The organism is Bacillus sp. MHSD_36 (assembly GCF_030757775.1).
Taxonomy (GTDB): Bacteria; Bacillota; Bacilli; order Bacillales; family Bacillaceae_G; genus Bacillus_A.
This window is the reverse complement of the sequence record NZ_JAVBIS010000005.1, coordinates 293,719-306,632: the sequence shown is the minus strand read 5'-3', so window position 1 is coordinate 306,632 and position 12,914 is coordinate 293,719. Positions and strand designations below refer to the sequence as shown.

General features: G+C 35.6%; 12 protein-coding genes and 1 pseudogene. 5 read left to right on the top strand and 8 right to left on the bottom strand.

The window, feature by feature from the left end; translation table 11 throughout:
- Positions 1–82: 82 nt before the first annotated feature.
- Positions 83–304 (top strand): annotated as a pseudogene (locus Q9B79_RS21500) (hypothetical protein); the annotation flags it as partial.
- Here the strand turns inward: Q9B79_RS21500 and entC are convergent.
- From entC to Q9B79_RS21480, 4 genes are all read right to left on the bottom strand, one after another.
- A complete protein-coding gene (gene entC / locus Q9B79_RS21495) occupies positions 305–1,717 on the bottom strand; it encodes a cell wall-binding protein EntC (RefSeq protein ID WP_306187467.1) in 1,413 nt (470 codons plus the stop codon).
- A gap of 601 nt (positions 1,718–2,318) precedes the next feature.
- On the bottom strand, positions 2,319–3,476 hold the full coding sequence (locus tag Q9B79_RS21490) for an ABC transporter permease (RefSeq protein WP_411469470.1): 1,158 nt from the start codon (positions 3,474–3,476) through the stop codon (positions 2,319–2,321).
- A gap of 26 nt (positions 3,477–3,502) precedes the next feature.
- A complete protein-coding gene (locus Q9B79_RS21485; protein ID WP_000609103.1) occupies positions 3,503–4,177 on the bottom strand; it encodes an ABC transporter ATP-binding protein in 675 nt (224 codons plus the stop codon).
- A complete protein-coding gene (locus Q9B79_RS21480) occupies positions 4,174–5,277 on the bottom strand; it encodes an efflux RND transporter periplasmic adaptor subunit (RefSeq protein ID WP_306187456.1) in 1,104 nt (367 codons plus the stop codon). The genes Q9B79_RS21485 and Q9B79_RS21480 overlap by 4 nt, the downstream gene beginning before the upstream one ends.
- Positions 5,278–5,488: 211 nt before the next feature.
- Here Q9B79_RS21480 and Q9B79_RS21475 point away from each other — a divergent pair, with 211 nt between their 5' ends.
- The 4 genes from Q9B79_RS21475 (at position 5,489) to Q9B79_RS21460 (ending at position 10,248) form a co-directional block, all read left to right on the top strand.
- Positions 5,489–6,223, top strand: a complete 735-nt coding sequence (locus tag Q9B79_RS21475; protein WP_306187453.1) for a YwaF family protein — start codon at positions 5,489–5,491, stop codon at positions 6,221–6,223.
- A gap of 89 nt (positions 6,224–6,312) precedes the next feature.
- Positions 6,313–7,179 (top strand): ABC transporter permease subunit, encoded by an 867-nt coding sequence (locus tag Q9B79_RS21470; RefSeq protein WP_306187451.1) that lies wholly within the window; start codon positions 6,313–6,315, stop codon positions 7,177–7,179.
- 1 nt (position 7,180) lies between these two features.
- The gene (locus Q9B79_RS21465) at positions 7,181–8,185 is read left to right on the top strand and encodes an ABC transporter permease (protein WP_306187449.1); all 1,005 of its coding nucleotides are present in this window, start codon (positions 7,181–7,183) and stop codon (positions 8,183–8,185) included.
- A gap of 140 nt (positions 8,186–8,325) precedes the next feature.
- On the top strand, positions 8,326–10,248 hold the full coding sequence (locus Q9B79_RS21460; protein ID WP_306187447.1) for an FtsX-like permease family protein: 1,923 nt from the start codon (positions 8,326–8,328) through the stop codon (positions 10,246–10,248).
- Between the two features lie 38 nt (positions 10,249–10,286).
- On the opposite strand, the gene brnQ2 is transcribed toward Q9B79_RS21460, so the two are convergent.
- From brnQ2 to Q9B79_RS21440, 4 genes are all read right to left on the bottom strand, one after another.
- The gene (brnQ2, locus tag Q9B79_RS21455) at positions 10,287–11,603 is read right to left on the bottom strand and encodes a branched-chain amino acid transport system II carrier protein BrnQ2 (RefSeq protein WP_306187445.1); all 1,317 of its coding nucleotides are present in this window, start codon (positions 11,601–11,603) and stop codon (positions 10,287–10,289) included.
- Between the two features lie 218 nt (positions 11,604–11,821).
- Positions 11,822–12,391 carry a spore coat protein CotJC gene (cotJC, locus tag Q9B79_RS21450; protein WP_000265273.1) on the bottom strand — a complete coding sequence of 190 codons (570 nt, stop codon included), beginning with the start codon at positions 12,389–12,391 and terminating at the stop codon, positions 11,822–11,824.
- A gap of 12 nt (positions 12,392–12,403) precedes the next feature.
- A complete protein-coding gene (locus tag Q9B79_RS21445; protein ID WP_001076510.1) occupies positions 12,404–12,667 on the bottom strand; it encodes a spore coat protein CotJB in 264 nt (87 codons plus the stop codon).
- A gap of 8 nt (positions 12,668–12,675) precedes the next feature.
- The gene (locus Q9B79_RS21440) at positions 12,676–12,891 is read right to left on the bottom strand and encodes a spore coat associated protein CotJA (RefSeq protein WP_001046257.1); all 216 of its coding nucleotides are present in this window, start codon (positions 12,889–12,891) and stop codon (positions 12,676–12,678) included.
- Positions 12,892–12,914 lie beyond the last annotated feature (23 nt).

Sequence of the window (12,914 nt, the reverse complement as noted above, 5' to 3'; positions counted from 1 at the left end):
CGTTAGAAACCTCCACTTCAAGCTTTGCTAAGTGGGGGAGTGTTCATCGTATATAGAATGCAAAGAGATAGATTTAATTTGGACGGGAGAGAAGGAGATTATCATCGCTCTTTGTTTCTTACATAAGTTTGTTGATCATGAAGAAGTTTTAAAGACGTTTGATAAAGTATATAAAAACCGAGGGAACTTATTTATGTCAGAGCGAAAGTGGCTTCGGAATTATATTAGTTACTTTCAAGAGAAAGAATGTAAGAATCATAAAAAAAGAGTCAGTCTCATTATTGAGACTGACTCTTTTGCATAATTAGTTTAAAACTTTCACTGTAACTGTTTTACGTCCCCAGTTACTAGATGTGCCTTTATCTGGCATTAAAACGTCGATTTTATTACCTTTAATAGCTCCACCAGTATCACCAGCGATTGCTACTCCGTAACCTTCAACCCATACTTTTGAACCTAATGGAATGACATTTGGGTCAACTGCAATAAGTTTCATGTTTGGATTAGCTGTTAAGTTGTGACCTAAAGCTGATTTTACTTGGTCGCCTGCTTTATAACCATTTTCAAGTGGATCTGCTGTGTAAGCTGTTGCTACAACACGTAGTTCACGAGAAGATGATGGTGCACTTGTTTCAGTTTCTTTTGCAACAGGTTGTTGTGTAGCAGGTTTTTGAGCTTTAGCCGCTTCACGAGCTTTAGCTGTCTCTTGAGCTTTAGCCGCTTCACGAGCTTCAGCTGCTTCTTGAGCTTTAGCTGCTGCTTCACGAGCTTCAGCTGCTGCTTGAGCCTTAGCCGCTTCACGAGCTTTAGCTGCCTCTTGAGCTTTAGCCGCTGCTTGAGCTTCAGCTGCTGCTTGAGCCTTAGCCGCTTCACGAGCTTTAGCTGCTTCTTGAGCCTTAGCTTCTGCTTGAGCTTCAGCTGCTGCCTGAGCCTTAGCTGCTGCTTGAACTTTAGCTACTTCACGAGCTTTAGCTGCCTCCTCGGCTTTAGCTTCTGCTTGAGCTTCAGCTACTTCACGAGCTTTAGTTGCTTCCTCCGCCTTAGCTTTAGCTTGCGTTTCAGCTACTTCACGAGCTTTAGTTGCTTCCACTGCTTTAGCTGTATTTTGAACTTTCGTTGCTTTTTCAACTTTAACTGCTGGTTGAACTTTAACTGGAGCTTTACCTGTTAAATAAGGAACATGAACATAAGCTGTTTTTCCGTTATATTCAAATTGGATCCAATCATTTTCAACTTGGTGTGTTGTTTCAATTACATCATCTTGTTTCAATTTACCAAGAATTTCTGAGTCTGTGTTTGCACCAGCACGTACGTTTAATACGTTTGCTGTTACGTAGTAAGTATCTTTTGTGTAGTCAGCGCTAATGAAAGCCTCTTTACCACTATTTAATTTCACTTTTGACCATCCGTTTTCTGTATGTAAAACGTTAACTTTATATCCATCTAATAATTTTCCTACAACTTTTGATTCAGTAGTTGGGTTTTCTCGTACATTTAGTACATCAGTCGTTACGATTGTTTCTGCTTTAGCAGATGTTGTGAAAATCCCAAGACCAAAAACCGCTGCTGTTGCTATACCCATAAATTTTTTCATAATAGCCTCCATTGCATTTGTTTTCGTTGACCTCATTATAGCAACCATTATTTTCTTATTTGCGAAAAACATAGAATTACAAAGCTTTCGTAATGGGTCATTAATATTCTGTAATAATTCCAGCAATATCCTAAAACCGCTTTCTTTTAGTTTATAGGGGAGATTAGAGCATCTAATACATAAAAAGGGGAGTGTTTCAATTTCTAATAGGTTAATATTGTTTCTTTAGTGTTACGTAATTGTTTCGTATTCATTACAAAAATGATGTTTTTTTCTATTGAAACAGGAAAGTAGTTATGTAAAAATAACTATTTTAGTTGTGGAGAAATAGAAATGGGGTGAAATTTAATGAAATATCGCTACAATTGTTACAAAATAAGTCGAGGTATGGAAAAAATTACGCCTTGATTTTGGTCTTTTACATATTATTTTTGCGATAATAGGATTCTATAATAGCTGTAGTACTTTGAAATAGTTAAAGGTATGTGTAACGTGAAACATATATAATAGAAGAAACACGATTTAATAGATAAAGTGAAACTTTAATCAGTGGGGGGGTTCTTCATCCCCCACTGATTATTAGCCCTCACCAATCGGACTTTTATGGGCAGCCCGACCTCCACCTAGCTTCTTTGCTTTCACTGAATTTTGAGGTGGGGGTCTTACTGCCCGTTAAAGCGGGATAAATAAAAAAACGTAGGAGTGTAAATTCCTACGTTTTTGTTTACTCATATCGTAAACATTCAATTGGATCCAGTTTGGCAGCTTTGTTAGCTGGCAGTAAACCGAATAGTATACCGATTAACATAGATAGGGCAACAGAGATAAGTCCTAGTTTTAGTGAAACGACAAGTGGCCATCCTGCAAACATTGCGACAATCCATGCGAAGAAGATCCCAAGCATAAATCCGACAAACCCACCTAATGCTGTTAAAATGCAAGCTTCGATTAAGAATTGCATTAATACTTTACCACGTGTTGCACCTAATGCTTTACGGATACCGATTTCGCGTGTCCGCTCCGTTACAGATACTAGCATAATGTTCATTACACCAATACCACCTACAAGTAAGGAAATAGCAGCAATACCACCGAATACGCTTTTTAGTATACCTGTGAAGCTATCAATTTCTTTTAAGAATTCTTGTGGATCTGGTACTTCAAATTTACCTGAATGCTCTGGTTTTTTTGCTTCATTTAATGATTTTACAACTGCTTCTTGAACAGTTTCCTTGTCTTGACCAGGAGCAATTTTTACTGTTACAGAATCGTAGTTGTTTTTTCCGAATAGTACGGGCCAATTTTCTGCTGAAATGACACCTTCTTTAAATGTCATGCCGCCCATCATTGCTTTTACTGAATATACGCCAACTACTTTGTATGGTGTACCTTTTATATCTATATATAAGTTTGGTTCCCATGAAGAATATAATTTATCAAAAGCATCTGTATTTAATACAATTGTATGTTCAGGTCTGTCTAAATCAGCTGCTGTTAAAAATCTGCCGTGCTCAAGTTTGAATTTAGATGTATCTTCAAAATAATCACCTTTTGCACCGGTAATATCTAAATCTAATTCTTTTTTTCCTGCATATACTTTTTCTTTTCCTTTTACATCTGGATAAACTTCTTGTACACCAGAAATTTTTGATATACTTTCATACATGCTTGAGGAAATTTTTCCGTCCATATCTGAGTAATCTTCCGTCTTATAATTTACAGAAAACTGATCTTTTTTTTCGTTCCCGATTTGTTCGCGGAACTTTGCGTTTGTTCCATCCCCAATCGAGATAATGGTAATGATGGCACTAACCCCAATAATAATTCCTAGCATCGTTAAGATAGAACGCATTTTATGGGCAAAGATAGAGGAAAGGGCCATGCGTATATTTTCACTCGTATTCAAAATTAACCTCTCCAATCTTGGACGATATTTCCGTCACGAATTACAATTTGACGTGCTGCAGCTTCCCCGATTTCACGATCATGGGTAATCATAATGATTGTTGAGCCTTGTTTGTTTAATTCATAAAAGAGGTCCATAATTTGTGTACTCGTTTTTGTATCAAGTGCCCCCGTCGGTTCATCGGCTAAAATGAACTTTGGATTATTTACGATTGCACGTGCAACAGCGACACGCTGTTTTTGTCCACCTGATAATTCGTTCGGTAAGTGAGTAGCACGGTCAGCTAAACCTACTTTTGTTAAAGCAGCTAATGAGCGCTCACGTCTTTCTTTTTTATCAACTCCAGCGTAAATAAGAGGTAGCTCTACATTTTGAAGTGCTGTAAGTCTCGGTAATAACATGAAGTTTTGGAATACGAATCCGATCTCTTTATTACGAACGCGTGCAAGTTCTGTTTCAGACATGTTTGAAATGTTTTGACCAGCTAGTTCGTACGTACCTGTCGTTGGTTTATCTAAGCAACCGATAATGTTCATTAATGTTGATTTACCAGAACCAGATGGTCCCATAATAGAAGTAAATTCTCCTTGGTTCAGTGTTACGTCAATGCCGTGTAATATTTGAACGGATTCTGCACCATTTTGGAAAGATTTCGTGATGCCTTTTAAGTTAATCACTGGGCGACAACCTCCATACCATCTTTTAAGTCTTTTTCAGGTTTAGAGATAATTTCCTCTCCTTTTTTCACTCCAGAAACTTTTGCTTCGCTATCAGTCTCGAATTCAACCGTAACTGCTTGTTCTTTCGCTTTACCGTCTTTTACAACGAAGACAACATTTTTGTCACCTTTTTTCACGATACTGCTTTTCGGAACAATTGTCCCAGTTGCTTCGCCAGATTTACTTGTTACGTAAACGTGGAAGCCGTTTTGTAGTTCGTCACTATTGTCTAATGTGACAGTGAATTGATAGTTAGAAACAGTTTTATTTTCATCCATGCTCTTTAATGGTGTAGAACCGATTTCTGTTACTTTTCCTGTCCAAGTCTTACCAGCGACCGTTTTTGATGAAACAGTTACTTCTTGCCCAACTTTCATATTAGCGAGCTCATATTCAGAAAGTTGCCCTTTTACTTTAAATGGACCAGCGTGACGAAGTGTAATACCGCTCATACCTGTTTTTTCATCAGCAGTTTTTACGATGTCATCAATTACGCCATCAGTAGGGCTCGTTACAGAAAGTGTGTTTACTTTCTCTTTTGCCGCTTTAATCATCTCATCAGCTTTTTCAACTTCAAACTTCTTCATTTCAAGTTGTGATTCTAATTGCTGTACTTCAATTTCTGATGCTTTTAATGCTTCAGCAGGAAGGCCTGCATTTTTATCTTTTTGTAATTTTTGTTTCGCTGTATCAATTTGCTTTTGGAACAATGTTACTTCTTTTTGTGCGATTTTCTTTTGCATTTCTGCTTCTGTTACACCTTGTTTCGCAGTAGGGTCATTATATTTAAAAAGGAGCTGACCTTTTTTCACTTCATCACCTTTTTTTACAGCTAATTCATACGTACCTTTTGTTGGATCAAATGAAATTGTTTCGATTCCGTTTGGAATGACTTCACCGCCAAATTTTTGTGCGTTTTCAATTTGTTTTTCTGTTACTTTATATCCGCTATATGCCATTGCCACTTCTGAACCGCCGCCAGCAAATGCAAAATATGATCCAGCTGCAATACCGATTGCTACTACACTAGTAATTAACACTTTATTTTTCTTCTTCATCTATTTATCACCTTTTCGTTCGTTTTAGTATCTACATTCAGTATAGAAGAGGTAAAGAATCTGACAAATCGTTTTAGCTTACAATAACCTTACAGTTTTGTAAGGTATGAATATGTAAATGTAAGGTAGAGCTTGTCCTAGTGTAAGCAAATGAATTGACTCGTTGTTTCTTTCTTACAATAATATTGTATGAAAGAGAGGAGGAGGCAAGATGGAAGCTTATTTTAGTGCGCATCCATTAAAACCATTTATTCCATACTCAAGGCAACACGTCCTTATATTATTTATTATGTTGGTGGGGATATTTTTTCTGTATCAATACCAAGATGTATTACGGCAAAGTGAGTGGAATATAACGGTTCGATATGCGATTGCATTTTTATTTATTGGAAGTGAAATTGGACTTCATATGTGGGAATGGAAAGCAGGGATATTTGAACTGGGCACTTCATTACCATTTGAGTTATGTACGATTAGTTTATTGTTAGCGTCGATTATGATTGTAACGAAAAGTTACCGCATATATGAGATCGTATTTTTTACGGGAATTATTGGTGCATCACAAGCTATATTAACGCCGAACTTGCAATATGCTTTTCCGCATTTTCGTTTCATTGAATATTTTATCGCACATATACTGCTCATTTGGGCACCACTCTTTATGACTTGGGTGGAAGGGTATCGTCCGACATTACAATCTATTAAACGCACAATGATCTTTTTAAACATATTGATTCCCATTGTTTCGTTTGTGAACTACAAAACAGGTGGTAATTATATGTTTTTAGCTCGTAAGCCAGAAACTGCTTCATTACTCGATATGTTAGGACCGCACCCTTACTACATCATTTCATTAGAAATAGCTGCGCTTATCGGATGTTTTATTTTGTATATGCCGTTTGCGAAAAGAGAAGGGCACGTGCATAAAGAATCACTAGGGTCATAACCTAGTGATTTTTTATGTATAAATATTTACAATTCAGAAAATTAAGAATAAAATTAAAAGGTAAATTATATAAAGAGAGAAGGGAAAACGTGGTCAAAAAAGTTTTTCTGAATGGGATGGAAGTGACGGTTCAATTTATTATTTCGATTTTAGGTATTATTTGTTTAGGGGCATTGCCGAAGTTATTTTATGGATTTGAGTTGCGTGCATCACAGTACATACAAAGTTTAAAAGAAGTGTTTGTGAACTTAATGGATATTTCCAATTTGCAATATGTGAGAGGTAAATTTTTATTTCCGCAGTTGTTCGTCCATTATAAAGAAACGATTATTATTTTTTTGGCTGCTTTTTTCATTTCATTATTTGTAGCATTTTGTATTGTTTATGTCATTATGAGTAGTTCACCGCATATACGACATCGAATGAAATCATTTCTTATCTTCCTAGAATCCATTCCAGACATTCTTCTTATTTTGGGATCACAAATTTTAGTTATATGGTTTTTTAAACAGACAGGTTTTTTACCCTTTCAAATTGCGTCAATCGGAGGCGAGTCTATTAGAGGATTGCCGATATTTTGTTTGAGTATCCCGACTACGATTCTGTTTGTAAAAATGTTAGTGCTTCGTTTTGAAAATGAGTTAGAAAAAGATTATGTACTATTTGCTAAGGCGAAAGGGCTGGATCGTTTTCATATTTTAAACCGTCATGTTTTACGAAATGTGTTGCTTAGTACACTTTTCTTTGCGAAAACGAATATCTTTTTTATGTTATCTAATCTATATATTATAGAATGGATTTTTAATACGGGTGGTATTTTTATGTTTTTGAAATCGTACGAAGGTATTAGGATTGAGGTTTTCATCGTTAGTGTGCTACTTATTTATATTCCGATTTTTATTTTGTTTAAATTGTTTCATTACCTCATTCCAGCTGCGATGAAGGAGAGGCTATAATATGTGGACGTATATAAAACGCGATAAAAGATTTTGGATAAGCATTGGTTTTTTTCTCCTATTAGTTCTTTTGAGCATCGGAAATACGATATGGAATGATGGACATATTAGACAAGTTACATTGCAATATGATGCAGATGAAAATCCAGAAGTGCCACCGTTTTCACCTTCATTCCAATTTTTACTTGGGACTGATCGGAAAGGATACGACCTGTTACATTTAGTCATTGAAGGTGCAAAGTGGACGATTGGTATCTCTATTTTAATTGCGGCACTTAGAATGGTAATAGGTGTATTTTTCGGTGTCGTCCTCGGAACGTACATAAAAAGAGGGTTTTCAAAAATCGAGGCTTTTTTTGATAGTTTTACAGTCATTCCAACAGTTATGATTGCGTATTTCTTTCTTCGATCTGTAAATAGCTTTGGAAGTGGAGAGGAAACAACCACTTTTTTTGAAAGAGCTTCGTTTCAAGTGGTATTACTTGTAATGCTTGCGATGCCGGTTATTGCACTGTATGTTGCGAAGGAAGTTCGTAAATTACAAACGGAAGAATTTATTGATGCCGCGCGCATATTAGGTGGATCGAGAAGACATATTGTTATAAAGCATCTTTTTCCGCATCTCTATATGACGTTTATACTCGTATTTCTTCAACAGTTTACGCAGACTCTTACCATTTTACTGCACTTAGGGCTACTGGAAGTATTCTTTGGCGGAACTGTTAAGTTTTTCGGACCGGTAGAAGAAGTAGAGTCTTACACGCATGAATGGTCAGGTTTAATTGGAGTATACTTTAGATCCTTAACGGTGCATCCGTGGATTCCTCTTGTCCCAATTACATTTTTCGGGCTTACTATTTTTTCAGGAAATATGATTGTAAAAAGTATAGAAGGGGCGATGATAAAAATAAGGTTAGGAGGAGAGATGAAGAAGGACGTTGTAGAAGAGGAACAATCTGCGGTGCATTCAAAAGAAGAGTTGTTTACGTTTAAACATACGATGTAAAGAACCTAGGAGACTAGGTTCTTTTTATTTTGTTATATTACAATATCGTAAGAGAGATGTAATGAAAATCGATAGGGGAGAAATACAATTTCGTATACACTTTATGTATAGAGAAATACGAGAGCGGGTGAAGGTATACGATGGATTTTTTAGAAGTATCAAAACGTAGTATAAAACGAAATATAAAAGATTATTTTCTATACTTTATTTCATTAGTAGGTAGCATTATTATTTATTTTACATTCGTATCGATTAAACGAAATGAAAGTGTAGTAGCTCTTTTAAAAGAATCGGATAAGGTGGAAACGACATTTACGTTTGCACAAATATTGTTGATTATCTTTTTAACGATATTTATTTTTTATTGTAATAGCTTCTTTTTACGAAAGAAGAAAAAAGAAATTGCACTATACAGTTTATTAGGTATCCGTAAAGAGGAGATTGCGAAGTTACTCTTTTATGAAACTTTATTAGTTGGTACTGCGGCAAGTGTGTTAGGTATTCTTGCTGGTTTATTTATAGCGAATATGTGCGCAGGGTTTCTCGTAAAGTTAATGGGAAGTGCATTTACTTTTACATTTACGATTTCATTTTTATCTATAGTAGAAGTTCTTATAACGATAGGAGCAATTTTTTTTATTGCATCATGGAAAAGTAAAAAGTTAATTTATGAGCATCGTTTAGTTGAATTACTATATGGTGAAAATCAAAAAGAAGAGGCACCTACGTATTCAAGTAAGAAGGCAAAACGAGCGATTGTTTTATTAATTACAGGTTATATCATTGCGCTACTTACACAAGTTTTTGGATTTGGAGCAATTTTTATTACAGGTCTACTTATTTTTGGCTGTATTGTAAAAGGTACGTTTTTACTATTTGAGCAATATACAGTGAAATCACTCCATACAATCAAGGGAGATAAAACGAAATATTGGAATGGAACGAACATTTTATCGATTTCTTCATTGTTCTTTAGAATAAAAGGAAACGTAAAGATGTTAGCTTTACTATCTTTATTAAGTGCGGTAACACTATGCACAATTGGTATGAGTTCTAGTATGTATTATGGAGCAAAGAAAACGGCAACACTTATGAATCCAGTTAGTTATGAATATGTAACAACTGGGAAGGAATTAAATAAGAAAGTTAGAGAAGAGATACAAAAACATGGAGGAATCATTAAGGGTGAAACAAAAGTAGAGTTGTTTTCGGGACAAGTAAATATAGATGGTTCGAGTATGTTAACAGGATATTTAATTAGTGATGGCAATGTACAAGTTATAAAAGAGTCAGATTATAATAAAGCAGCTTCTATGTTAGGTAATAAAAAAGCTGTTTTAGGTTCTGAAAAGGAAGTTGTTTTATTAGATCCGTATAAATCATATAACATCGAAAAGAATTCGCTTGAAGGAAATAATGTGTCCTTTGAAGGGATGAAGAGAGAGGTAATAATTGCTGATCACCGCGAAGAAACAGTTGTTAGCGCAAAACTTGCACCAGTTGGGCTTGTTGTTCAAGATTCGTTATTTAATAAGTTGCAAAGAGGGAAAGCTATTTCAACAGTAAGTGGATTTATTGTTGAAGGAAATGGAAATGCAGAGCTAACGAAAAATCTAGCGAATATCCTTTCTGTAGAAGCGAAATTACAATCATTTGAAGAGACGAGCCAATCTGAATTGCAAGATGGTGCAGTGTTATTGTTTGCTAGTATATTTTTAGGGGTTGTCTTTATTCTTGCAACGGGTTGTATTTTATACTTTAAACAAATAACAGAAGCGATGGCAGAGCGTCCGGCGTACGGAATGTTAAAGAAAATCGGACTAACGAAAAAGGAAGCAAGAGAGTCTATAAGAAAGCAAGTAGGTGCGATATTTTTAGTACCATTATTTCTTGCGATTGTTCATACATTCTTTGCATTTCTAAGTTTGATGGGCTTTACAGGAATGTTTGAATATATCCTTCCTTTACTAGGGAGTATAGGGGTGTATATCATAATATACTTTGGTTACTATATGTTAACCGTTCGTTCGTATACAAATACGGTATTTAATGGTAGAAGATAAAAAGAAGCAAGCATGTATTTCATGCTTGCTTCTTTTCTTTATTTTGTAGAAACTTCACCTTCAGCTTCTGCTTGGGGAATATAGTAACCGATTATACCACCGATGATTGCTGGAATAATCCAGCCGATTCCTAAGTTATAAAACGGAATCGTGTGTACGATATTAGCGATAAAACTTGGTATCAATTCCACATTATCAAGTGCATGAATACAGCTAATAATGAATGCTGCGATCATTGCTCCGATGTAGACAGAAGGTTTACGTTTCGTATATTTATCAATAAATGATACGAAAATTAAAATGATCGTAATTGGATACAAAATAATTAATACAGGTAATGTAATTTTAATTAATAAACTTAATCCTAAGTTTGAAATGAAGAAGCTAAAAATACAAACGTATAGTACGAGTTTTTTGTAAGAAACGTTTGTTAATACTGTTGCAAAATAGTTGGCGAATGCACTTACAACGCCAATTGCTGTCGTTAAACAAGCAAAGATAATGGCGATACTTAATAAAACATTACCGCTTGTCCCAAAGAATTGGTACATAATAGTAGCTAATAGTTGACCACCGTTCTCGAATTGACCTAAGTTGCCGTTTGAAGCCCCGATATAACCGAGTAAGAAATAAACAATTGTTAAAAATAGAGCTGCGATGCTTCCGCAAATAATTGTATATTTCGCAATTGATTTCTTCTCTTGTATACCGTTTTGGCGAATTGCATTTACAACAATCGTTGATAATACAAGTGCTCCAATTGCATCTAACGTTAAAAATCCTTCAAGAAATCCTTTGAAAAATGGAATTTCTTTATAGTCACCAACAGGTTCTGCAAACGTTCCTGGTGAAAGAATCGCTTTTGTTGCCATAATTGCAATAATTCCAAGTAAAATTGGTGTTAATATTTTTCCGATATGATCTACTAATTTTGATGGATTTAATGATAAGAAGTAGACGACTGTAAAGAAAATTGCACTAAAGATTAACATAGAGTACCATTGGTCCGGGAAAAGTGGTGCAATCCCAATTTCGTAAGATACAGATCCAGTTCGTGGAATAACAAATAGTGGGCCGATTGAAAGATAAATAATGATAGCGAATATTGCTGCAAATTTTGGATGAACACGGCTTGCTAAAGTGTTAAAACTACCACCGGCAAGGGCAACAGCGACGATAGCTAGTAAAGATAAACCGACGTCTGTAATAATAAATCCTGTAATGGAGACCCACATATTTTCTCCGGAAGAAAGACCGAGAAGGGGCGGGAAAATCATATTACCAGCACCGAAGAAAACTGCGAATAGTAATAAACTAATCGAAAGTATTTGCGCTGGCTTTAAAGTTGTACGCATATAAAGAAAATCCTCCTAATGAGTATTTTTGTCGAAAATTCAAATAATTTGTCGAGTAACTGTTACTATTTTAAAGGTCTGATGACTAGAAAGCAATAGGGAATTTTGAAAAAATTAAAAAATAATGCATTAAATCGAATAAATATACTATTTGTATGTTTAATAAGGAGGATTTAACTTTTAACGTAAAAAAAACACATATCCCTAGGATACGTGTTTTAAAAAAATATTTTCTTATCACGTTCTTCTTTTAAAATTTCAACCGCTTCTCTGAAACGTTGTGAATGGACAATTTCTCGTTCACGTAAGAAGCGTAGGCTGTCATTTATATCTGGATCATCTGATAAGTTAATAAGCCATTGATATGTTGCGCGTGCTTTTTCTTCAGCCGCAATATCCTCGTATAGGTCGGCAATTGGATCACCTTTAGCTTGTATATAGGTTGCAGTAAATGGAACACCAGCAGCGTTATGGTAGTGGAGTGCACTATCATGATCAGCGTAATGAGGGTCAAGACCAGCAGCTTTCATTTGCTCAGGAGTTGCATCTTTCGTTAGTTTATAAACCATCGTAGCAATCATTTCAAGGTGAGCAAATTCTTCTGTACCAATATCAGTAAGTAGGCCAATGACTTTATCAGGAATTGTATAACGTTGATTTAAGTAACGTAGTGCAGCAGCTAGCTCGCCATCTGCACCGCCGTATTGCTCAATTAATAATTTTGCTAGTGCTGGATTGCAAGTTCCCACTTTAACGGGGTATTGTAATTTCTTTTCATAAATCCACATAGTTTCTCTCCTTTATATTTGCCATGGCCAAGGACCTTTGCTCCATTCCCAAGGGGCATTCGAATAGCTGTTTCCAAACTGTTGGAGTGGTCCGTATTTTTCTTCCATCTTTTGTTTTAATACTCTCCGTTTATAGGAAAAGTCATTAAATTGATTAATCGCAGCGGTGTCATCTGGATGTGTATCTAAATAAAGAGTGAGTTCAACTAGTACAAAGTCCAGTTCTTGAAGCTCCAGTAAAAGTTGATAGTATTCTTCTGGTAGCGATTGATTCACGTCAGTAGTCACCGCCCTTTTTTATAAGGATTTTCATAATAGTCATAAAAAACAGGCCATAAAGTCCCTTTTTGTAGCGCTTCTTTTGGTGTGAATTGTGGTAAGTTTGGCGGTTGAAAGCCTAAAAATAAATTAGGAGGAGTAGAATAATATTTTTTTCCGATAGGAGGACAAGGGTCGAGAGGACTATGATAGGGCACGAATGATCTCATATATTTATTCACGAATAAACCTCCTTACATGTTCA

Bases quoted from the DNA above. Each gene is read 5' to 3' on its own strand.
- Q9B79_RS21490 (WP_411469470.1), bottom strand. From the start codon at position 3,476: ATGGCCCTTTCCTCTATCTTTGCCCATAAAATGCGTTCTATCTTAACG.
- Q9B79_RS21480 (WP_306187456.1), bottom strand. From the start codon at position 5,277: ATGAAGAAGAAAAATAAAGTGTTAATTACTAGTGTAGTAGCAATCGGT.
- Q9B79_RS21475 (WP_306187453.1), top strand. From the start codon at position 5,489: ATGGAAGCTTATTTTAGTGCGCATCCATTAAAACCATTTATTCCATAC.
- Q9B79_RS21465 (WP_306187449.1), top strand. From the start codon at position 7,181: ATGTGGACGTATATAAAACGCGATAAAAGATTTTGGATAAGCATTGGT.
- Q9B79_RS21460 (WP_306187447.1), top strand. From the start codon at position 8,326: ATGGATTTTTTAGAAGTATCAAAACGTAGTATAAAACGAAATATAAAA.
- brnQ2 (WP_306187445.1), bottom strand. From the start codon at position 11,603: ATGCGTACAACTTTAAAGCCAGCGCAAATACTTTCGATTAGTTTATTA.
- cotJC (WP_000265273.1), bottom strand. From the start codon at position 12,391: ATGTGGATTTATGAAAAGAAATTACAATACCCCGTTAAAGTGGGAACT.